The sequence below is a fragment of the Streptomyces liliiviolaceus genome (genome assembly GCF_018070025.1).
GTDB lineage: Bacteria > Actinomycetota > Actinomycetes > Streptomycetales > Streptomycetaceae > Streptomyces > Streptomyces liliiviolaceus.
Genome location: NZ_JAGPYQ010000001.1, coordinates 7,293,379 through 7,313,877 on the forward strand (window position 1 = coordinate 7,293,379; position 20,499 = coordinate 7,313,877).

The 20,499-nt window shown below is 72.7% G+C and carries 17 protein-coding genes; all 17 read left to right on the forward strand.

Annotated elements, in window-relative coordinates; translation table 11 throughout:
• The first annotated feature begins 109 nt into the window (after positions 1–109).
• The gene (locus tag J8N05_RS31165; RefSeq protein ID WP_210888775.1) at positions 110–1,516 is read left to right on the forward strand and encodes a hypothetical protein; all 1,407 of its coding nucleotides are present in this window, start codon (positions 110–112) and stop codon (positions 1,514–1,516) included.
• Between the two features lie 63 nt (positions 1,517–1,579).
• Positions 1,580–2,149, forward strand: a complete 570-nt coding sequence (locus tag J8N05_RS31170) for a GNAT family N-acetyltransferase (RefSeq protein WP_210888776.1) — start codon at positions 1,580–1,582, stop codon at positions 2,147–2,149.
• A gap of 127 nt (positions 2,150–2,276) precedes the next feature.
• A complete protein-coding gene (locus J8N05_RS48215; protein ID WP_349817346.1) occupies positions 2,277–2,360 on the forward strand; it encodes a putative leader peptide in 84 nt (27 codons plus the stop codon).
• Between the two features lie 147 nt (positions 2,361–2,507).
• Positions 2,508–4,205 carry a nitrite/sulfite reductase gene (locus tag J8N05_RS31175; RefSeq protein WP_210888777.1) on the forward strand — a complete coding sequence of 566 codons (1,698 nt, stop codon included), beginning with the start codon at positions 2,508–2,510 and terminating at the stop codon, positions 4,203–4,205.
• Positions 4,202–4,381, forward strand: coding sequence for a hypothetical protein (locus J8N05_RS31180; RefSeq protein ID WP_210888778.1), 180 nt, complete (start codon positions 4,202–4,204; stop codon positions 4,379–4,381). The genes J8N05_RS31175 and J8N05_RS31180 overlap by 4 nt, the downstream gene beginning before the upstream one ends.
• Entirely contained in the window at positions 4,378–5,151 is a 774-nt protein-coding gene (locus tag J8N05_RS31185) for a phosphoadenylyl-sulfate reductase (protein WP_210888779.1), read from the forward strand. Before J8N05_RS31180 ends, J8N05_RS31185 begins: the two co-directional genes overlap by 4 nt.
• A 56-nt stretch (positions 5,152–5,207) precedes the next feature.
• Positions 5,208–5,759 carry an adenylyl-sulfate kinase gene (gene cysC, locus J8N05_RS31190; protein ID WP_210890512.1) on the forward strand — a complete coding sequence of 184 codons (552 nt, stop codon included), beginning with the start codon at positions 5,208–5,210 and terminating at the stop codon, positions 5,757–5,759.
• Positions 5,756–6,694: a sulfate adenylyltransferase subunit CysD gene (gene cysD, locus J8N05_RS31195; RefSeq protein ID WP_210888780.1), complete on the forward strand. Its 939-nt coding sequence runs from the start codon at positions 5,756–5,758 to the stop codon at positions 6,692–6,694. The genes cysC and cysD overlap by 4 nt, the downstream gene beginning before the upstream one ends.
• A 2-nt stretch (positions 6,695–6,696) precedes the next feature.
• Complete coding sequence (locus J8N05_RS31200; RefSeq protein WP_210888781.1) at positions 6,697–8,061, forward strand: sulfate adenylyltransferase subunit 1; 1,365 nt, start codon at positions 6,697–6,699, stop codon at positions 8,059–8,061.
• Positions 8,062–8,295: 234 nt separating this feature from the next.
• A complete protein-coding gene (locus J8N05_RS31205; RefSeq protein WP_210888783.1) occupies positions 8,296–9,399 on the forward strand; it encodes an aliphatic sulfonate ABC transporter substrate-binding protein in 1,104 nt (367 codons plus the stop codon).
• A 32-nt stretch (positions 9,400–9,431) separates the two neighbouring features.
• Positions 9,432–10,250 carry an ABC transporter ATP-binding protein gene (locus J8N05_RS31210; protein WP_210888785.1) on the forward strand — a complete coding sequence of 273 codons (819 nt, stop codon included), beginning with the start codon at positions 9,432–9,434 and terminating at the stop codon, positions 10,248–10,250.
• Positions 10,237–11,190, forward strand: a complete 954-nt coding sequence (locus J8N05_RS31215) for an ABC transporter permease (RefSeq protein ID WP_210888786.1) — start codon at positions 10,237–10,239, stop codon at positions 11,188–11,190. Before J8N05_RS31210 ends, J8N05_RS31215 begins: the two co-directional genes overlap by 14 nt.
• A 34-nt stretch (positions 11,191–11,224) precedes the next feature.
• Positions 11,225–11,968, forward strand: a complete 744-nt coding sequence (locus tag J8N05_RS31220; RefSeq protein WP_210888787.1) for a sirohydrochlorin chelatase — start codon at positions 11,225–11,227, stop codon at positions 11,966–11,968.
• A gap of 282 nt (positions 11,969–12,250) precedes the next feature.
• The gene (locus J8N05_RS31225) at positions 12,251–14,608 is read left to right on the forward strand and encodes a hypothetical protein (protein WP_247706575.1); all 2,358 of its coding nucleotides are present in this window, start codon (positions 12,251–12,253) and stop codon (positions 14,606–14,608) included.
• 4 nt (positions 14,609–14,612) lie between these two features.
• A complete protein-coding gene (locus tag J8N05_RS31230) occupies positions 14,613–15,860 on the forward strand; it encodes a TRAFAC clade GTPase domain-containing protein (RefSeq protein ID WP_210888788.1) in 1,248 nt (415 codons plus the stop codon).
• The gene (locus J8N05_RS31235; RefSeq protein ID WP_210888789.1) at positions 15,857–18,886 is read left to right on the forward strand and encodes a GTPase-associated protein 1-related protein; all 3,030 of its coding nucleotides are present in this window, start codon (positions 15,857–15,859) and stop codon (positions 18,884–18,886) included. The genes J8N05_RS31230 and J8N05_RS31235 overlap by 4 nt, the downstream gene beginning before the upstream one ends.
• Positions 18,883–20,493, forward strand: a complete 1,611-nt coding sequence (locus J8N05_RS31240) for a TRAFAC clade GTPase domain-containing protein (protein ID WP_247706576.1) — start codon at positions 18,883–18,885, stop codon at positions 20,491–20,493. Before J8N05_RS31235 ends, J8N05_RS31240 begins: the two co-directional genes overlap by 4 nt.
• The last annotated feature ends 6 nt before the right edge of the window (positions 20,494–20,499 follow it).

The following is a 20,499-nucleotide window of genomic DNA, read 5'->3' on the forward strand; positions in this document are numbered from 1 at the left end:
GGCTCGCCCCCCTCTGCCGTACCATCCAACCCACGGCCCCCCACATCCGTCTCCTCCGGCTCAACCGCTGGATCGCAGGAGGCAGTTGGCCGCCGACGCGGGAGGACCTATGACGTATCGAGGCAGACATCGCCGCCGGACCAAGGGGCGTGTGCTGCGGGCCACCCTGTCCGGGGCCGCCCTCGCCCTCACCGCCGCCGCCACCATCATCACCACCTCGCAGGCCGCCGGCAGCGACAACCCCGGCCCCTTGAAGCCGCTCACCTCGTCGGCCGAGATCGGCAAGCTGCAACTGCACGAGAACCTGGTCGCCGAGTCGACGCTGGACACCCTGCAGAGCTCGATGGGCGGGTCCGTCGGGGTCGACGCCGTGCTCAGGAGCGCCAACCACCCGATGCGCAACAAGGCCGACTGCGCCGCGACCGAATCGGCCGCCCTGCCCGTCGAGCCGGCCGCGTCCCGCGCGTACTGCTGGGACAGCGGGGACGCCACCACACAGAAGTGGCTGCCGCAGTCCGTCACCACCTCCGGGGACGCCGACAACGACGGCAAGTGGGGCTCCGACCGGGTGATCCTGGCGGGCTGGGCCCACAACGACCACAAGGCGGGCGAGCCCGACGCCGACAAGGGTCTGGCCCGGGTCGCCTTCATCGACGCGAACGACCCGAAGAACCTCAAGTACCGCTGGGTCCTGCTGGTCGCACCGCTCTCCGGCGGCAAGGACTTCGGGGCGGTCCGCTCGCACGTCGGCGGCATGGTCTGGTACCAGGACAAGCTGATCGTCACCGCGAAGAACGGCGCCGACCACGACAACGCCCTGTTCGTCTTCGACATGAACCGCATCCTGCGGGCCGACGTGAACAGCACGGAGGTCGGCAAAGTGAGCGGCGGCTGGTCGGCGCGCGGCTACCAGTACGTGCTGCCCGCCATCGGCTCGTACAACCTCACCGGCGGGGCGTGCAGCGCGAGTAGCAACGACGGGCGGCCCTGTTTCGCGTCGGTCTCCCTGGACCGGACCTCGACCCCGGACAGCCTGGTCGCCAACGAGTGGTTCAGCTCCGGCGGCACCGAACCGGCCCGCGTCTGGCGCTACCACTACAGCACCGCGAGCGACCGCACGGGCCTGCTCGGCAGCACCGCCGGTGGCCTCGTGAACGCCGACGAGGCGTACGAGACCAAGGCCGTCGGGCTCCAGGGCGTCCTGTCGCACAAGCCGGACGGGGCGGACGAGGCCGACTGGTACACCGGTTACGCCCCGGGCAGCCGCGACCGGCACGGCACGCTGTGGCGCCAGAACGAGAGCGCCGCGAAGGCCGCGCAGTGCGGCGACGGCGGCACGTCGTACGCCTGCTGGGGGCAGCACACCGAGTCCCTGTCGTACTGGCAGGAGACCGGCGAGCTGTGGACGCTCACCGAGTGGGCGGCGAACGAGGACAACGCGTGGGAGGCGCCGGCGATCCCGGAGCGGGTGCTGTACTCGGTCCCGCTGTCGGCGGTCGACGACTCCGTGCAGTGACCCGCGGGAGGGACGGGCGGCCCGCTTTGGAGGGGAGCCCGTCCCCGTGGTTCGCTGGCCCGCATGAGCATCGCTGTGACCACCTGGTCCCTGGAGCAGACCGCTCCGGCAGACCGGCTGCCCGCCGCCGCGCCCGACGGTGACGTCCGGATCGCCCGCGCCGAGGTGCCCTCCCCCGAGTTCAGCCGCTTCCTGTACGCCTCCGTCGGCGGCGACATCCGCTGGACGGACCGGCTCGGCTGGACGTACGCGCAGTGGCTGGAGGACCTGGACCGGCCGGGCACGGAGACCTGGGTCGCGTACGACCGCGGGACGCCCGCCGGCTACGTACAGCTGGAGGCGCAGGACGACGGTGTCGTGGAGATCGTCTACTTCGGGCTGATCCCGGCCTTCCGCGGCCGACGCATCGGCGGCCACCTCCTCTCGTACGCCGTGGCGCGGGCCTGGGACCTGGCCGACCGCTGGCCGGGGCGGGCGACGACGAAGCGCGTCTGGTTGCATACATGCAGCAAGGACGGGGAGCACGCGATGGACAACTATCTGCGCCGCGGCTTCAAGCTCTTCGACACCAAGGTGGAGGAGGAGCCGGACGTGGCCGCCCCCGGGCCCTGGCCCGGGGCACAGGTCGGCTGACCTGGCGGGATGCGATCCGCACCCGATCTTGTGACCGTCACCTCCCTTGTCCCACATCCCGGGACAAGGGTGTCCGCATCCTGGACGAAGCTGGACTGTGTCCAGATCGCCGTGACACGCTTCCGTCATGTCTGGAACTGGAATTGCCTTGGTGAGTCGGCGGCACGTCGACCTCGGCCGCATGTCCAGCGCCATCTGTCCGGTCCGCTGACCCACGGCACCAGGGGCCGCGCCCCCGTGCCCAGCACCACCGACATTCTCCCTGTCTCGACTTGCGCAATGCCGCGCACGCATGCCCGTATGCACTCGTACGCGCAGGTCAGAGCCGCATCCGTCTGTCTCGAAGGACGTAGAAACCATGGCCGCCACTCCGCAGGATCCCGCTGCCGCAACGCCCCGCCGCAAGGTGAGCCGTCACCGCGGTGAGGGCCAGTGGGCCGTGGGTCACTACACCCCGCTCAACGGCAACGAGCAGTTCAAGAAGGACGACGACGGTCTCAACGTGCGGACGCGCATTGAGACGGTCTACTCCAAGCGGGGCTTCGACTCGATCGACCCCAACGACCTGCGCGGCCGTATGCGCTGGTGGGGGCTCTACACCCAGCGCAAGCCCGGCATCGACGGCGGCAAGACCGCGGTCCTGGAGCCGGAGGAGCTGGACGACAAGTACTTCATGCTGCGGGTACGGATCGACGGCGGACGCCTGACCACACAGCAGCTGCGCGTCATCGGCGAGATCTCGCAGGAGTTCGCGCGCGGGACCGCGGACATCACCGACCGGCAGAACGTCCAGTACCACTGGATCCGCATCGAGGACGTCCCGGAGATCTGGGAGCGCCTGGAGGCCGTCGGGCTGTCCACCACCGAGGCCTGCGGTGACACGCCCCGCGTGATCCTCGGCTCGCCCGTCGCCGGGATCGCCGAGGACGAGATCATCGACGGCACGCCCGCCATCGAGGAGATCCACCGCCGGGTCATCGGCAACAAGGACTTCTCGAACCTGCCCCGCAAGTTCAAGACCGCGGTCTCCGGCTCGCCGCTCCTGGACGTGGCGCACGAGATCAACGACGTCGCCTTCGTCGGCGTGAATCACCCCGAGCACGGCCCCGGCTTCGACCTCTGGGTCGGCGGCGGCCTCTCCACCAACCCGAAGATCGGCCAGCGCCTCGGCGCCTGGGTACCGCTCGACGAGGTCGCCGACGTCCACATCGGCGTCCTGTCGATCTTCCGCGACTACGGCTACCGGCGCCTTCGCACCCGCGCCCGGCTGAAGTTCCTGGTCGCCGACTGGGGCGTCGAGAAGTTCCGCCAGGTCCTGGAGGACGAGTACCTGCAGCGCAAGCTCGTCGACGGCCCGGCGCCCGACCAGCCGCTCGCCCGCTGGCGCGACCACATCGGTGTGCACCGGCAGCAGGACGGCCGCTTCTACGTCGGCTTCGCCCCGCGCGTGGGCCGCGTCGACGGCACCACCCTCACGAAGATCGCCGAGCTGGCGGAGGCGCACGGCTCGGGCCGGCTGCGGACCACCGTCGAGCAGAAGATGATCGTGCTCGACGTGGAGCAGGAGCAGATCGACTCCCTGGTGGAGGGCCTCGAAGCCCTCGACCTGAAGGTCAGGCCGTCCAGCTTCCGGCGCGGCACGATGGCCTGCACCGGTATCGAGTACTGCAAGCTCGCCATCGTCGAGACCAAGGTCCGCGGCGCCACCCTGATCGACGAGCTCGAACGCCGTATGCCCGAGTTCGACGAGCCCGTCACCATCAACATCAACGGCTGCCCGAACGCCTGCGCCCGCATCCAGGTCGCGGACATCGGTCTCAAGGGCCAGCTGATGCTCGACACCGAGGGCAACCAGGTCGAGGGCTACCAGGTCCACCTGGGCGGCGCGCTCGGGCTCGAAGCCGGCTTCGGCCGCAAGGTCCGCGGTCTGAAGGTCACCGCGGACGACCTGCCCGACTACGTCGAGCGGGTCCTGAAGCGCTTCGAGGAGGAGCGCGAGGACGGCGAGCGCTTCGCCACGTGGGCCACCCGCGCCTCCGAGGAGTCCCTGACATGAGCGAGCGCGCGGCGCCCTTCTACTGCCCCTACTGCGGCGACGAGGACCTGCGTCCCGGCGAGCAGGGTCACGGCGCGTGGGAATGCGCAGCGTGCAATCGAGCCTTCCAGTTGAAGTTCCTCGGGTTGCTGACCCGTGGATTTCAGCGCAACGACGGTGGAGGGGACGAGATATGACGGCCGTTCGGACCGATACCGATACAGAGAAACAGACCGGCACGGAGAAGCGGACCGGCTCCGAGAGCGACCGGGACAGCGACCGGGACGCGGAGCTCAAGGCGCTCGCCGAGCGGGCCGGCCGTGAACTGGAGGACGCCTCCGCGCTGGAGATCCTCCAGTGGGCCGTGCAGACGTTCGGCAAGCAGTTCTGTGTCACCTCCTCGATGGAGGACGCGGTGGTCGCCCACCTCGCGTCCCGCGCGAACCCCGGTGTGGACGTCGTGTTCCTCGACACCGGCTACCACTTCCCCGAGACCATCGGCACCCGGGACGCGGTCGAGGCCGTGATGGACGTCAACGTCATCACGCTCACCCCGCGCCAGACCGTCGCCGAGCAGGACGCCGAGTACGGGCCGAAGCTGCACGACCGCGACCCCGACCTGTGCTGCGCGCTGCGGAAGGTCGCGCCGCTGGAGCAGGGTCTGACCAAGTACCGCGCCTGGGCCACGGGCCTGCGCCGCGACGAGTCCCCGACCCGCGCGAACACCCCCGTCGTCGGCTGGGACGAGAAGCGCCGCAAGGTCAAGGTCTCGCCGATCGCCCGCTGGACGCAGGACGACGTGGACGCGTACGTGAGCGAGCACGGTGTCCTCACCAACCCGCTCCTCATGGACGGCTACCCGTCCGTCGGCTGCGCCCCCTGCACCCGGCGGGTGCTGGAGGGCGAGGACGCGCGCGCCGGCCGCTGGGCGGGCCGCAACAAGACCGAGTGCGGACTGCACGGCTGACCATGACCGCGACGCCCCCGAAGACCGCGACGACCGTGACCGGCCCGACGGCCTCGATGAACCAGGAGAACCAAGTGACCGGAGCCACCATCTGGCTCACGGGTCTGCCGAGCGCCGGCAAGACCACCATCGCGTACGAACTGGCCACACGGCTGCGCGAGGAGGGCCACCGCGTCGAGGTGCTCGACGGCGACGAGATCCGTACGTTCCTGACGGCGGGCCTCGGCTTCAGCCGCGAGGACCGGCACACCAACGTCCAGCGCATCGGCTTCCTCGCCGATCTGCTGTCCCGCAACGGCGTCAAGACGCTCGTACCGGTCATCGCCCCGTACGCCGACAGCCGCGAGGCGGTGCGCAAGCGCCACCAGGCGAGCGGTGCCGCCTACCTGGAGGTGCATGTCGCGACACCGGTCGAGGTGTGCAGCGAGCGGGACGTGAAGGGCCTGTACGCCAAGCAGGCGGCGGGCGAGATCTCCGGGCTGACCGGGGTCGACGACCCGTACGAGGCGCCCGAGTCGCCCGATCTGCGCATCGAGTCGCACACCCAGTCCGTGCAGGAGTCCGCGGCAGCGCTCTACGCGCTGCTCGCCGAGAGGGGTCTCGCATGACGACCGTCGCCGACGTCTCCGAGGAGGGGACCGACAGCCCGTACGCCCTGAGCCACCTGGACGCTCTGGAGTCCGAGGCGGTGCACATCTTCCGTGAGGTGGCGGGCGAGTTCGAGCGGCCGGTGGTGCTGTTCTCCGGCGGCAAGGACTCCATCGTCATGCTGCACCTGGCGCTGAAGGCGTTCGCGCCCGCCGCGGTGCCCTTCTCGCTGCTGCACGTGGACACCGGGCACAACTTCCCGGAGGTCCTGGAGTACCGCGACCGCACGGTCAAGAAGCACGGCCTGCGCCTGCATGTGGCGTCCGTGCAGGAGTACATCGACCGCGGCACGCTCAAGGAGCGCCCGGACGGGACGCGTAACCCGCTGCAGACGCTGCCGCTGACCGAGAAGATCCAGGCCGAACGCTTCGACGCGGTCTTCGGCGGCGGACGCCGGGACGAGGAGAAGGCCCGCGCCAAGGAACGCGTCTTCTCCCTGCGCGACGAGTTCTCCCAGTGGGACCCCCGCCGCCAGCGCCCCGAACTGTGGAACCTCTACAACGGCCGCCACGCCCCCGGCGAACACGTCCGCGTCTTCCCGCTGTCCAACTGGACCGAGCTCGACGTGTGGCAGTACATCGCCCGCGAGGGCATCGAACTGCCCGAGATCTACTTCGCGCACGACAGGGACGTCTTCCAGCGCGCCGGCATGTGGCTCACCGCCGGCGACTGGGGCGGCCCCAAGGACGGCGAGACGGTCGAGACACGCCTCGTGCGCTACCGCACGGTCGGCGACATGTCCTGCACGGGCGCGGTCGACTCCGACGCCACCACGCTGGAAGCCGTGATCACCGAGATCGCCGCCTCCCGGCTCACCGAGCGGGGCGCCACCCGCGCCGACGACAAGATGTCCGAGGCCGCGATGGAAGACCGCAAGCGCGAAGGGTACTTCTAGCCATGACGAGCACCATCGAGCCCACCGAGCCCATCGAGCCGCTGTCGGTCGAGCAGCTGTCCGAGACGACGCTGCTCCGGTTCGCGACCGCGGGTTCCGTCGATGACGGCAAGTCCACCCTCGTGGGCCGCCTGCTCCACGACTCCAAGTCGGTCCTCACCGACCAGCTCGAAGCCGTCGAACACGCCTCCCGCAACCGCGGCCAGGACACCCCCGACCTCGCCCTGCTCACCGACGGCCTGCGCGCCGAACGCGAACAGGGCATCACCATCGACGTCGCCTACCGCTACTTCGCCACCGCCAAGCGCCGCTTCATCCTCGCCGACACCCCCGGCCATGTGCAGTACACCCGCAACATGGTGACGGGGGCGTCCACCGCCGAGCTGACGGTGGTCCTGGTCGACGCGCGCAACGGCGTCGTCGAGCAGACCCGCCGCCACGCCGCGATCGCCGCCCTCCTGCGTGTCCCGCACGTCGTGCTCGCCGTGAACAAGATGGACCTCGTCGACTACCGGGAGCCGGTGTTCGCCGCGATCGCCGAGGAGTTCACGGCGTACGCGTCCGAACTGGGCGTTCCCGAGATCACCGCGATCCCCATCTCCGCGCTCGCCGGGGACAACGTGGTCGACCCGTCCGCGAACATGGACTGGTACGGCGGCCCCACCTTCCTGGAGCACCTGGAGACCCTCCCGGTCAGCCACGACCTCGCGACCTGCCACGCGCGGCTGCCCGTGCAGTACGTGATCCGCCCGCAGACCGCCGAGCACCCCGACTACCGCGGGTACGCCGGTCAGATCGCGGCCGGGGCCTTCCGCGTCGGCGAGGCGGTCACCGTGCTGCCCTCCGGCCGCACCTCGCGGATCGCCTCGATCGACCTGCTGGGCGAGCCGGTCGACCTGGCCTGGACGACGCAGTCGGTGACGGTCCTCCTGGAGGACGACGTCGACATCTCCCGCGGCGACCTGATCGTGCCGACCAAGGACGCGCCCGCGACCACGCAGGACATCGAGGCGACGGTCTGCCACGTGGCCGACGCGCCGCTGACCATCGGCCACCGCGTCCTGCTCAAGCACGGCACCCGCACGGTCAAGGCGATCGTCAAGGACATCCCCTCGCGGCTGACCCTCGACGACCTGTCCCTGCACCCGCACCCGGGCCACCTGGTCGCCAACGACATCGGGCGCGTGAAGATCCGTACCGCCGAGCCGCTGCCGGTGGACTCGTACGCCGACTCCCGGCGCACCGGCTCGTTCATCCTGATCGACCCCTCCGACGGCACCACGCTCACCGCGGGCATGGTCGGCGAGTCCTTCGCCTCCCCGGAGCCCGTGCGGGCCGAGGCGGACGAGGACGGGTGGGACTTCTGACATGACGACCACCATCGACGTCTACTCCACGTTCGCGAAGGAGGGCGGCCGCGTCGGCAGCGGCGCCCTCGGCGCCGGACAGGGCGGAGTCGCGCGATGTGCGTGCTGACGTACGCGCACTGCCTGCGCGCCCCGTCCCCCCGCCCGCCGTCGCGGATACGACGAAGACCTGCCGACCTCCCGGCCACGACCTGAAGAACCGTGACCGCCGGGCCAACGAGAGGAAACCCTCCCGTGCCTGCCAAGGGCTCCACACTGCTTCGCCGCGGCATAGCCGTGGCCGCCGCGCTCCCCCTCCTGACCCTCGCCGCCTGCGGTTACGGCTCCGACAAGGACGAGGACACCTCGAAGGTCGCCGCCGAGGGCAAGAAGCTCTCCGCCGACACCGTCCGGATCGGCTACTTCCCGAACCTGACGCACGCCACCGCGCTCGTGGGTGACCAGGAAGGGCTGCTGCAGAAGGAGCTCGGGGGCACGAAGGCCTCGTACTCCCAGTTCAACGCGGGTCCGTCCGAGATCGAGGCGCTGAACTCCGGGTCGATCGACATCGGCTGGATCGGCCCCTCCCCCGCCATCAACGGCTACAGCACGACCGACGGCAAGGGCCTGCGGATCATCGGCGGCTCCGCCTCCGGCGGGGTGAAGCTGGTGGTGAACCCGGACAAGATCAAGTCCACGAAGGACATCAAGGGCAAGAAGATCGCCACCCCGCAGCTGGGCAACACGCAGGACGTGGCGTTCCTCAACTGGATCGCCGAGCAGGGCTGGAAGGTCAACGCCCAGAGCGGCAAGGGCGACGTCTCCGTGGTCCGTACGGACAACAAGATCACGCCGGACGCCTACAAGTCGGGGTCCATCGACGGCGCCTGGGTGCCGGAGCCGACCGCGTCCAAGCTGGTCGCCGAGGGCGCGAAGGTGCTGCTCGACGAGGCCGACCTGTGGCCCGACAAGAAGTTCGTGATCACGAACATCATCGTGTCGCAGAAGTTCCTCAAGGAGCACCCGGACGTCGTCGAGGCCGTGCTGCGCGGCTCGGTGAAGACCAACAAGTGGATCAACGCCAACCCGGACGAGGCGAAGGCCGCCGCCAACACCAAGCTCAAGGCGCTGTCCGGCAAGGAGCTGCCCGCCGAGGTCATCGACCCGGCGTGGAAGTCGATCCAGTTCACCGACGACCCGCTGGCCTCGACCCTCGACACCGAGGCCGAGCACGCGGTGAAGGCCGGACTGCTGGAGAAGCCCGACCTCAACGGCATCTACGACCTCGCGCCGCTGAACAAGGTCCTCAAGGCCGAGGGCGCGAGCGCGGTCGACGACGCCGGTCTCGGCGTCAAGTAAGCCCGGAAAGCCGAGAGTTCAGGCCCGGACCCATGAGTTCCCAGGAGGTGACGACCGTGGCAACCGCCCTCGCAAAGACCGCCGACGCCGAAGCCGGTACGTCGGCGGAGTACGCCGCCCGGATCGAGCACGTCTCGAAGTCCTTCGCCGGCCCCGCCGGGCAGCAGCTCGTCCTGGACGACATCACGCTCGATGTCGCGCCCGGCGAGTTCGTCACCCTCCTGGGAGCCTCGGGGTGTGGCAAGTCGACGCTGCTGAACCTGGTCGCGGGGCTCGACGAGCCGTCCGCGGGCGGCATCAGCACCGACGGCCGCCCGGCCCTGATGTTCCAGGAGCACGCCCTCTTCCCGTGGCTGACCGCGGGCAAGAACATCGAGCTGGCCCTGAAACTGCGGGGCGTGGCCAAGGCCGACCGCCGCACCAGGGCGGAGGAGCTCCTGGCGCTCGTCCGGCTGGAGGGCGCGTACGGCAAGCGGGTGCACGAGCTGTCCGGCGGTATGCGGCAGCGGGTCGCGCTGGCCCGCGCGCTCGCCCAGGACAGCCGGCTGCTGCTGATGGACGAGCCGTTCGCGGCCCTCGACGCCATCACGCGGGACGTGCTGCACGACGAGCTGACCCGGATCTGGCGCGAGACGAACGTGTCGGTGCTGTTCGTGACGCACAACGTGCGCGAGGCGGTACGGCTCGCCGAGCGCGTGGTGCTGCTGTCCTCGCGCCCGGGGCGCGTCGCGCGGGAGTGGACGGTCGACATTCCGCAGCCGCGCCGTATCGAGGACCCCGCCGTGGCGGAACTGTCCGTCGAGATCACCGAACAACTGCGTGGGGAGATCCGCCGCCATGGCCAGCACTGAGACGAGCGCCGTCAAGGACGGCGGCGCGACGGGCACGGGCGGCGCGACGGGCGAGGGCCGCGAGGACGAACGCGTCGGGCAGAGCGCCGATCTCGCCGGACTCGAAGCCGGTCTCGACGCGCTGGACACGGTCCAGACGAAGAGGACCCCGTTCCGCCGGACCTTCGTGGAGAAGATCTTCCCGCCGATCGTCGCCGTGGCCCTGGTGCTGGTCGTCTGGCAGGTCCTGGTGTGGGCCGAGGTCACCGACAGCTACAAGCTGCCGGCCCCGTCCGCGGTCTGGGACGAGGTCCAGGAGGCCTGGCTGGAGGGCACGCTCCTCGAATACATCTGGACGAGCGTCTCGCGCGGTCTGCTGGGCTTCCTGATGGCCCTCGTCATCGGCACCCCGCTCGGGCTGCTGGTCGCGCGGGTGAAGTTCGTGCGCGCGGCGATCGGCCCGATCCTGTCCGGCCTCCAGTCGCTGCCGTCGGTGGCGTGGGTGCCGCCGGCCGTCCTGTGGCTCGGCCTCAACGACTCGATGATGTACGCGGTCATCCTGCTCGGCGCGGTCCCCTCGATCGCCAACGGTCTCGTCTCCGGCGTCGACCAGGTCCCGCCGCTGTTCCTGCGGGCGGGCCGCACGATGGGCGCGACGGGCCTGCGCGGCACCTGGCACGTCGTGATCCCGGCCGCGCTGCCCGGATATCTCGCGGGGCTGAAGCAGGGCTGGGCGTTCTCCTGGCGCTCCCTGATGGCCGCCGAGATCATCGCGTCCTCGCCGGACCTGGGCGTCGGCCTCGGCCAGCTGCTGGAGAACGGCCGTACGGCCAACAGCATGCCCATGGTGTTCCTCGCCATCCTCCTCATCCTGATCGTCGGTATCGCCATCGACCTGCTGATCTTCAGCCCGCTGGAGCGGTGGGTGCTGCGCAGCCGTGGTCTCCTGGTGAAGAGCTGAGCCGCAACGAGAGCCGAGTGAAGAGCTGACCTCCATGTCGAAACCGGTACTCCTCGTCGTCGCCCACGGCAGCCGCGACCCGCGCCATGCCGCGACCGTGCACGACCTGGTACGCCAGGTGCGGGCGCGGCGGCCCGGGATGCGCGTGGAGGCCGGATTCCTGGAGTTCAACCTCCCCTCGGTCTCCGGCAAACTGGAATCCCTGGCGGCGGAGGGCGTACGCGACATCGTCGCCCTCCCTCTCCTGCTGACCCGCGCCTTCCACGCGAAGGCGGACATCCCGTCGGTGCTGAGCCAGGCACCGGCCCGGCTGCGGATCCGGCAGGCCGAGGTGCTCGGCCCGTCACCCCTGCTGACGTCCGCGCTCGAACGACGGCTGTACGAGGCGGGGCTGTCCCCCGCCGACAAGTCCTCGACCGGGGTCGTCCTGGCCGCGGCGGGGTCCACCGACCCGGAGGCGATCGCAGTGATCGCAGACATCGCGCGGGAGTGGCGGCGGACCGGTTGGTGCGCCGTGCGGCCTGCGTTCGCCTCCGCGGGATCGCTGCCGCGGACGGGGGAGGTGGTGGAGTCCTTGCGTGCGCTGGGGTGTGCGCGGGTGGTTGTGGCGCCGTACTTCCTCGCGCCGGGGCGGTTGCCGGACCGGGTCGCGCGGGAGGCTGGTGGGGCGGATCTGTTGGCGCCGGTGCTGGGAGCGGCGCCGGAGGTTGCGCGCGTGCTCCTGTCCCGCTACGACGCGGCCGCCGCGGTGTCGGCTCTGGCCGCCGTGGGGGCTTGAGCGTTCACCTGCGGGCCGGTGGGGCTGCCCCTTAACGATTGCGCAGTTCCCCGCGCCCCTTCAAGACAAAAGATTGCGCAGTTCCCCGCGCCCCTGGGTACCCAGGGGCGCGGGGAACTGCGCGATGGGGGCGAGGGGGCGGAGCCCCCATGCAGTGACGGGGAGGGTAGGGGCGGCGGGGGCGGACTTCGTTCTTCACTTCAGGACCATGCCGCACACACAACCCCTCCCACCTCGCCGGATTGCGAAAGTCACTCCCCCCAACCCCCCAAATCTGATGGGATGTCGGTCGCAGGCACGACCGGGGGAGCGGTACAGGTGGCAGGTCTGGAGTTCGGGCATCACCTAGGCCTGCCCCAAGCGCTGTCCGCACTCCCCCTCACCCCCCTGACCCCCGGCTACACCCGCCTGGTAGCCACCCAACACGCCGCCGGCCTGCGCCACATGGGCGAACTCTTCGCCCCGGGCCCCGGCACCGCCCCGGGCACGGCCCCCGGACTGCGCGTCCTGGACGGCGTGTTCGTCCCCCTCGGCCCCCGCGGCCGACGACGCGTCGACCAGGCACTCCTGGCCGACCTGGGCCGCGGCACGGGCCCGAGGGCAACCCTCGCGAACGACCTCGCCGCACTCCACCGCAGCGACCCGCAGGCCCTGCGCAGAGTCCTGCTGTACCAACTGATCGGCCTCCTCCAGGACCACCCGAACGGCCACCACCCCGACACCGCACGAGCATTGGGCATCCACGCCGACGAATCCGCGGGCCTCGCCGCCGCCGCCCGCACCCGCCCCGTCCTGGACAAGGCACAGCGGACCGCCGCCGAGTCACTGGCCGACGCCTGGGCCGAGCACCGGCTGCGTCGCGTGCGCAAACTCCTGGAACGACTGCCGACCACCGGCCGCGACCCGGCGCTGGACGCCCTGCGGACCACCCTCGCCCGGCGGCTGGGCCACGCCGACGCCGCGCTGGACGCGGCCCGTGCCGCCGAGCGGGCGGGCGACACCGAGGCCGCGACGGAGGAGTACCTGCGGACCCTGCGCCTCGCCGCGGACGACCGCAAGGCCCTGTTCAGCCTCGTACGCATCCACCGGCCCCGTCACGACGACCGCGCCGAGCGGCTGCGGTGCGCACTGCGCCCGGAGTCGGCGGCGCTGGCCTGGGACGCGGCAGAGCCCGGCGTCGTCTGGCGGATCCTGCGGCTCCGGCGCACCGGGCGCGGCAGCACCGAGGTACGCGAGGTCCGCCAGGTGCCCGCGGGTGCGACCGGCACGGGCGGCGTGTGCGGCACGGAGGACCGGGCGATACCGCTCGGGAGCATGGTGCGTTACGTGGCGCTCCCCCTGCGCGAGGGCCGCGTGGACGGCGTACCGCTCGTCGCGCGGGAGTTGCCGCTCACGCCCGAGGCGGACGGTCTCACGCTGACGGACGGCCGGGAGCGGATCGACGGCACCTGGCGGACACCGCCCGGCGCCACGGAGGTGAATGTCGAGCACACCGGCCCCGACGGCCCGACCGGCGCGCTCCCCTGCGACAGGGACCGGTTCGCGGCCACCGGGCTGCCGCCCGGCCCGCACCGGTTCCGGGTCGTCTGCCACTACCGCACGCCCGAGGGTCAGGTCGTCGCGTCCCCGGGCGTCGAGGCGGCCCGCACGGTGCACCGCTGGCCCGACCCCGTACGGACGCTCACGGCCACGGCCGAGGGCGAGACGATCCGGTTCGCCTGGACGGGCGGCGGGGGCGGCGGGGGCGCCGAGGACGGCGTACCCGAGGAGCCCACGGACGTACGGCTGGTGTGCTGGCCCGGCGAAGCTCCCGCGCCCGGAACCGAGTTGGCCACCGACGGGCTGCCCGAGCCGCTGCCGTGGCCCCGCCCGCACGACGGCGAACCGGTGCTGTGCCCACCGCCCGGCACCCACGCCGAGGTCGCGGCCGTCGCCGTGCTCGGGGAGCGTGCCGTGGCCGGACCGGCCGTCACCGTGGAGGCGCCCGTCCCCGTGACCGGGCTGAGCCTGCGGCGGCAGGCGGACGGCCAGGTGCAGGTGGTCCTGGACTGGCCCGAGGGCACCGGACTGCTGACCGTCAGCTGGACGGAGAGCGGCGGGCACACGGGCGAACAGGCCGTCGCCGCGCACCAGTACCGGCGTCAGGGCCTGCGGCTGCCGGTCGGCCGGGGCGGTGTCCGGGTCCGGGCCGTGCCCGCGCCGCGCGCCTCGGGGTCCGTGGTCGCGCTGCCGTCGGCCGCCGAGACGGAGCTGCCGCCGGACGCGTCCGTCGCGTACCGCCTGGTGCCCGCGCCGCGCCGGATGCTGCGGCGCGGCAAGCCCCTGATCCGCGTCACCCTCTCCGCCCCGGATTCCTCCCCCACCTCCTCCTCCGAGGAGAATGAGCCCCGGCTGCCGGAGCAGCTGCCGGAGTTCGTCTGTGTCGCGCGCAGTGGCACGCTCCGTCCCCGCGGGCCCGCGGACGGCACCACCGTGCTCAGGATCGCCGGTGCCGAGCTGCTGGAACTGCGTACGGTCGAGCACGAGTTGGACTCGGCCCCCTGCCCCGTCCCGTACACCCTGCGCGGGTTTCTGCTCGGCGCGCACGCCACGTCCGTACGACTCGAAGAACCGTCCCCCGCGACCCTGGTGGTGCGCTGAACCCATGACGACCGTCATCTGCCCCTACTGCTTCGCCCGTTCGTCGGCCGCCGGGCTGCCCTACCGCTGTCTGATGATCGCGGGCGGGGTGCGCGGATCGCAGCCGTGCGGACCCGAACGCGACGACGTGTGGGCCGAGTTCATGGGCCCGAGCATCCCGCCGTCGGCCCGGATGCGCGGTCCGGTCTTCACCCGGCCGCGCTCCCCGGTGTCCAGACTGCGGCCCGCCGCGAACGCGGGTCCCGCCGTCTGTCCGGGCTGTGGCGTGACCACGACGGTACGGGTGTGCGGCTCCTGCCACAGCGATCTGCCCAGCGACTACTGCGAGCAGGACAGCCGGATCATCGCCCTGGTCGGTGCGAAGGCGTCCGGCAAGAGCACGTATGTCGCCGTGCTGGTCAACGAGTTGAACCGGCGGGTCGGCCAGGCCTTCGACGCCTCGCTGGCCGCGATGGGCCAGGGCACGCAGCAGCGCGACAAGGAGATGGCCCAGGACCTGTACGAGCGGCTTCGGCTGCCGGACGCGACCCGGCCCGCCGCGCTGGGCTTCAACGATCCGCTGCTGTACCGGCTGAGCCTGCCCCGGCGCGGGCGGCTCGGCACGGGCAGCCGGCACACGACCCTCGTGTTCTTCGACGCGGCGGGCGAGGACCTCGCGGGCGCCGACGCAGTCGACCGCTACACCCGCTATCTCAGCGCGGCCGACGGCATCATCCTGCTCGTGGACCCGCTGCAACTCGGTTCGGTGCGCGACCGGTTGCCGCTCGGCGACGGGCCGCCGCTGCCCGCCGTGGAGACCCCGCCGCAGCAGATCGCGGCGGATCTGGCGACCCAGCTGCGGGCGCACGGCCGGGGCGGTTCGCGCGGCCGGGTCGGTACACCGATAGCGGTGGCGGTGACCAAGACGGACATGCTGCGGCCGCTGCTCGACCCGCACTCGCCCCTGCTCAACAGCGCCACCCACGACGGTGGGACCCTCGACGAGGACGACCGGCTCGCGGTGCACGAGGAGCTGCGCTCCCACCTGGCCGACTGGGACTCGGGGGCGCTGTACCGGCAACTGGAGCGCGACTTCGCGGAGTTGTCGCTGTTCGGTCTCTCGGCGCTGGGTGCGCCACCGCCCGCCGACGCCCCGGCGGACGTACCGAAGTCGGGGCCGCAGCCGTTGCGCGTGGAGGATCCTCTGCTGTGGCTGCTGGCCCGGCGCGGGCTGCTGCCGGTGACGAACGCACGGAAAGGACCGTCCAGGTGACGCTCTCCCAGCTCCACTACACCTCCGCGCCGCCGGGGCCCGGCGGGTCCGGCTTCCGCTTCACGGCGGTCAGCGAGGACGTGCCGCAGGGCGTGCTCAGAGAGGCGGAGCAGCTCATCGGGTACGAGCCGCCGCGGGACTCCCCCGCACGGCCCGACGCCGACGAACTCTCGGGTTTCCCCACCGCGTTCAGTTTCAGCGAGCTCTCCGACGGCGGGCGGCTGCTGAGCCGTTCCGTCTACACGGGCGTCGACTACAGCGGGCGGTGGGGCAACTTCCACGCCCATGCCCTCCATCTGCCCGCGGGGGGACGGCTGCCGGACGGCGCGCTGCCCATCGCGGCCTGGGAGTCCCGGCGTTGGGGCCGGGCGACGCCGGACGGCGGCAGGCCCGAGCCGATCGACCGCTTCGAGCCGTCGGGGCTCATGCGGCACGAGGCGCTGGTGGCCTTCGCGGTGTCCCGCGCCGACCGGCTCGCGGCGGTCCTCGCGGACGTCCGGGCGGTCGCGGACGACCCGGGTGCCGGGCAGGTCGTGCTCGTGGAGCGGGACAGCGCCGCGGTGGCCCAGTGGATCGCGCTGGCCTGCGCGGTGCTGCCGCGCGAGCAGGCGCACCGGCTGACCTTCACGACGTACACGCGGCGGCCCGTGCAGGCCAGGCAGCAGATCATCGGCGTACTGCCGTCGTCCGAGACCGTGGCGTACGGCCATCGGCACCGGGTCCACGACTGCACCCGGCCGCCCGTGCCCGCCGCTCCCGGCACGTCCGCAGAGGCTGTGGCGGACCCGTGGGCGGAGGTGTGCGCCCGGGTGTGGCGGGCGGGCAGGCCCGATCTGTTCCGGCGTCACGGGCCGGACCTCGGTTCCCTGGCCGCGGCGGCGCTCACGGCTCGTGTCCCGCTGCCCCCGGCCGCCCTCACGGCGGCCACGCACTGGGTCCGCGACCGTGCGGGGAGTCTGCCCGAGGACGAACTGGCCGCGATCGTCACGGCGTTGTGCGAGGCACGGCCGGCGGACGACGCAGGACCTGTGGACCGGGAGACATCGGGTACGGACTCCGCGGGCGACTTCGTCGCGGGGCTGACCGCGCTCTTCGAGCGTCTCGACGGACAGGTGCCCGCCGTCGTCTCCGCGCCGCTCGCCGCGCGGGTGCTGACGGCGGCGGTGCGCGGCGACGGGCCCGTCCCCGTCGTCCACGGCGGCTCGTTCACCCCCGAGGCGCGGACGCGGCTCGGCGCGGAGCTGGGGTACGCGATCCGCTCGGGCGTGGCCGACCCGGCGCAGCCGCCGGCCGGGCGCCCGCTCGGTCTTCTGCGCGTCGCCGATCTGCTGGAGGTCGACTGCACCGACCTTCTCCCGGACCTCGCGGCGCGGCTGGCCCAGGCCCTCATGGACATCCCCGAGGCGCGGGCGCACGCCTCCGCCACGGGCCCGGAGCCCCGTACGGGCACCGGGCACCCGGGGCGGCGCACCCCGGCGGCGACCGCCGACCGCGACGGGGCGATCCCCTGGTGGAGCACGCGCACGGGCCCGGCCCAGCCCGGAACCGGGAACGGGGCCCGGGCGGGCACCGGCATCGGCCCCGGGACCGGCCACGACGCCGCCACCGGCGTGACCGGGCCTGGCGGTCCCGCCGACGCCGCTGGTCTCACCGGCCCGGCGCACCCCGGCGGGCCCGGCAGCTCCAGCGGCTCCAGCGGCTCCAGCGGCCCTGACTGGCCAGCACGTCCCGGCAGGCTCAGCGGCACCGGCGGACCGGACCGCCCTGGCTGGCCCAGCAGAGCTGGCGGACCCGGCGACCTTGCCGGACCAGCACTCCCCGGCGGCGCTGGCGGACCCGGCGGACCGGCGCGGCCCGGTAGCCCCGTTGGGCCCGGCAGCCCCGTCGGGCCCGGGGAGCTCGCCGGGCTGCGCGACGCCGTCGCCGCGCACCCGACCCTGCGGATCGCCCTCTTCGGCGCGCTCGACGCGATCTCCGCCGACCGGCCGGTGTCCGCCGCGCGGATGCTGGCCGTCGTGGACCTTCCCGTACGGGGCCACCCGGGGTTCCCGCATCTGCGGATGTGCGCGTCGAACGCGCTGCCCACCGGCGCGGGCGACCGGCTGACCGCGTTCCACGGCGTGGTGCGGACCGCCGGGGTCTCCCCGCACACCGAACCGGCCGTCCTGCGGACCGCGGTCGACCTGGTGTGGCCCGGTGAACTGCCCACGGGCCAGGAGGCGAGCCTGCTGCTCAACGAACTCGGCTCCGACCTGCACCGCGCCGCCGGTACCCGGGACCTGCTGGTCGACGCCGCCCTCGCGGCGCCGGCCGACGACCGTGACATCCCGGCGCTCGCCGCCGACCTGCTGCGCTGCTTCACCGCGGAGCTGGCGCCGGAACAGCGCGCGGCGCTCCTGCTGCTGGAGTTCGCGGGACTGCTCGGCACCGAGGGCGAGGGCCTGGACTGGGTGCAGCGCGCGGCGGCGCTCGGCGCGAACGCGCGCCCCGTGCCCGCGCCGGTCCTCGAACGGATCCACCGCGCCCTCGCGCGCCGGCTGCTGCGCGGCTCGGCGCCGCCCGGTGAGCTGTACGCGCTGGCCCTCTCCGGTGACGCGGCCCTGCTGTCCGCGTACGAGCGGAGGGCGCAGTCGAACCGGGTGGGCGACCGGCTGCGTACCGTCCCCGGCTATGTCGCCGACTGTTTCTGCGACTGGAGTTCGCACGCGGGCGCGCACCCGGCGTGGGACGAGATCTGTTCCGGGCTGCTGGCCAAGGTGCTGCGGCCCGTCGTGCGGGCGCTGCCCGCCGAGGATCTGGCGCAGGTGGAGGCGGGCCTCGACCGGGCGGGCCGCGGCAAGCTCGACGCCTTCCGGGCCTGGAACCGGCCCGGCACGCTCGGCCGCCTCGCGGGCCGGTTCACCGGCCGCGGACGCGGCAAGGAGGGCGGCCGGGACGGAGGCAGGGACGGGAGCCGGGGCAACGACCCGTCCTCGCGGTACGGGGACGTGGCACCCCCTCCGGGCGACGGCCGGGAGTACCGGTGAACCTGATCGCGCAGGGCGTCCTCGGCTTCCTGGCACTGGTCGCGGGCGCCGTCTGCTTCGGCAACGCCCTGTGGCAGCTCCTCGCCCTGGGGGTGCGGGCGGTGTGCTCCGCCCTGGGCCCCCGGCAGGAGGGCCAGCCCGACACCCGTATCCCGGTGGTCGGCACGAGCGGCGGTGGCGGTGAACCGGCCGAACTCGCCTACTGGTGGCGGCAGATGTGGGTGGACGCGGCTACGGCGGGCGGTTTCGGCATCCGGGTGATCTGGCTGCGGTTCACCACCCGGTGGACCCAGCACACGACCGCGCGGCTGTTCCGCGGCATCCGTGCCGACGGGCTGCCCGAGCGCAACTCGTTCGTACAGCTCGGGATGTGGCTCGTCGCGCCCGGCACGTTCCTCGGCGCCCTGGTGGGCGCCACGCTCTCGACGGTGTTCCTGGCGCTCGCGCTGGCGGTCCTCGCCCTGCTGCTCGGCCTGGTGTGGCTGGGCGCCGCCGGGACCGCGCTCGTCCTGCGGGGCGTGGAGCGCGGTTGGGCGACGGTCCTGCGCATCCGCGTCAAGTGCCCCTATCCGGGCTGCTACCGGCCGGTGCCGCTCGCGGTGCACCGCTGCCCCGGCTGCCGGAAGCCGCACGCCCGGCTGCGTCCCGGACGGTACGGGGCGCTGCGGCACATGTGCTCCTGCGGGCAGCGGCTCGGAGCGAGCCGGCTCGCCGGCCGCGGCCGGCTGACCGCCCTGTGCCCGCACTGCGACCAGGTGCTGCCGGACGCGGTGGGCACCACGCGGGTCGTGCACGCGCCGCTGGTCGGCGGCACCTCGTCGGGCAAGACGATGCTGATGGCCGCCATGGTCGAGGGCCTGCACGCCTGGTCGCGGCGGAGCGACCTGCGGGTCGAGTACGCGTCGACGGACGACCGGCAGACCGCGAACACCCTCAACCAGACGCTGACACAGGGCACTTGGGCGCATGCCACGACCGGCGGCCAGCCCCGCGCCTTCATGCTGACCGTCACGCTCGGGCGCCGCCGCCGGCTGCTCTACCTGTACGACCCGATGGGCGAGTCCCTTGAGGACGCCGAGCGGGTGCGCGCCCAGCACTACCTCGCGCACACCGACGGTGTGGTCCTGGTCGCGGACGTGCTCGCCGAGCCGACGGTACGCACGAAGCTGACCGGCACCGACGCCGACCGGGCCACCGCCGCACGGCCCTCGCCGCAGGGCCCCTGGGAGACGTACCAGCGGCTGGCGGGCGAGCTGTCGGCGCTCACCGGGCGGCGCGGCAGGATGTCCGTGGCGACGGTCGTCACCAAGCGGGACGTCCTCGACCAGCTCGACTCCCTGCCGGTGGCCGGGGCCCGGATCGACACCTGGCTCACCGAGATCGGCCTCGGCGGGCTGGTCCGCGCCCTCGGCCACGACTTCAGGTCCGACCGCTACTGGGCGGTCAGCGCCCACGCGGCCACCGGCGCGGGCTCGTTGGACAGCGAGCAACGCCGGGCCGCCGAGCCCGTGCTGTGGCTGCTGGCCGCGTCGGGCCTGCGCACGGGCCGGCTGGTCGGCCCCGACCCGGCGGCCGGCTCGAAGGAGAAGAAGCTGGAGACCGCATGAGTACCG

Bases quoted from the DNA above. Each gene is read 5' to 3' on its own strand.
- J8N05_RS31165 (WP_210888775.1), top strand. From the start codon at position 110: ATGACGTATCGAGGCAGACATCGCCGCCGGACCAAGGGGCGTGTGCTG.
- J8N05_RS31230 (WP_210888788.1), top strand. From the start codon at position 14,613: ATGACGACCGTCATCTGCCCCTACTGCTTCGCCCGTTCGTCGGCCGCC.
- J8N05_RS31180 (WP_210888778.1), top strand. From the start codon at position 4,202: ATGAGCGAGCGCGCGGCGCCCTTCTACTGCCCCTACTGCGGCGACGAG.
- J8N05_RS31225 (WP_247706575.1), top strand. From the start codon at position 12,251: ATGTCGGTCGCAGGCACGACCGGGGGAGCGGTACAGGTGGCAGGTCTG.
- J8N05_RS31200 (WP_210888781.1), top strand. From the start codon at position 6,697: ATGACGAGCACCATCGAGCCCACCGAGCCCATCGAGCCGCTGTCGGTC.
- J8N05_RS31175 (WP_210888777.1), top strand. From the start codon at position 2,508: ATGGCCGCCACTCCGCAGGATCCCGCTGCCGCAACGCCCCGCCGCAAG.
- J8N05_RS31215 (WP_210888786.1), top strand. From the start codon at position 10,237: ATGGCCAGCACTGAGACGAGCGCCGTCAAGGACGGCGGCGCGACGGGC.
- J8N05_RS31220 (WP_210888787.1), top strand. From the start codon at position 11,225: ATGTCGAAACCGGTACTCCTCGTCGTCGCCCACGGCAGCCGCGACCCG.
- J8N05_RS31185 (WP_210888779.1), top strand. From the start codon at position 4,378: ATGACGGCCGTTCGGACCGATACCGATACAGAGAAACAGACCGGCACG.
- J8N05_RS48215 (WP_349817346.1), top strand. From the start codon at position 2,277: ATGTCTGGAACTGGAATTGCCTTGGTGAGTCGGCGGCACGTCGACCTC.
- J8N05_RS31170 (WP_210888776.1), top strand. From the start codon at position 1,580: ATGAGCATCGCTGTGACCACCTGGTCCCTGGAGCAGACCGCTCCGGCA.
- cysD (WP_210888780.1), top strand. From the start codon at position 5,756: ATGACGACCGTCGCCGACGTCTCCGAGGAGGGGACCGACAGCCCGTAC.
- cysC (WP_210890512.1), top strand. From the start codon at position 5,208: ATGAACCAGGAGAACCAAGTGACCGGAGCCACCATCTGGCTCACGGGT.
- J8N05_RS31210 (WP_210888785.1), top strand. From the start codon at position 9,432: ATGAGTTCCCAGGAGGTGACGACCGTGGCAACCGCCCTCGCAAAGACC.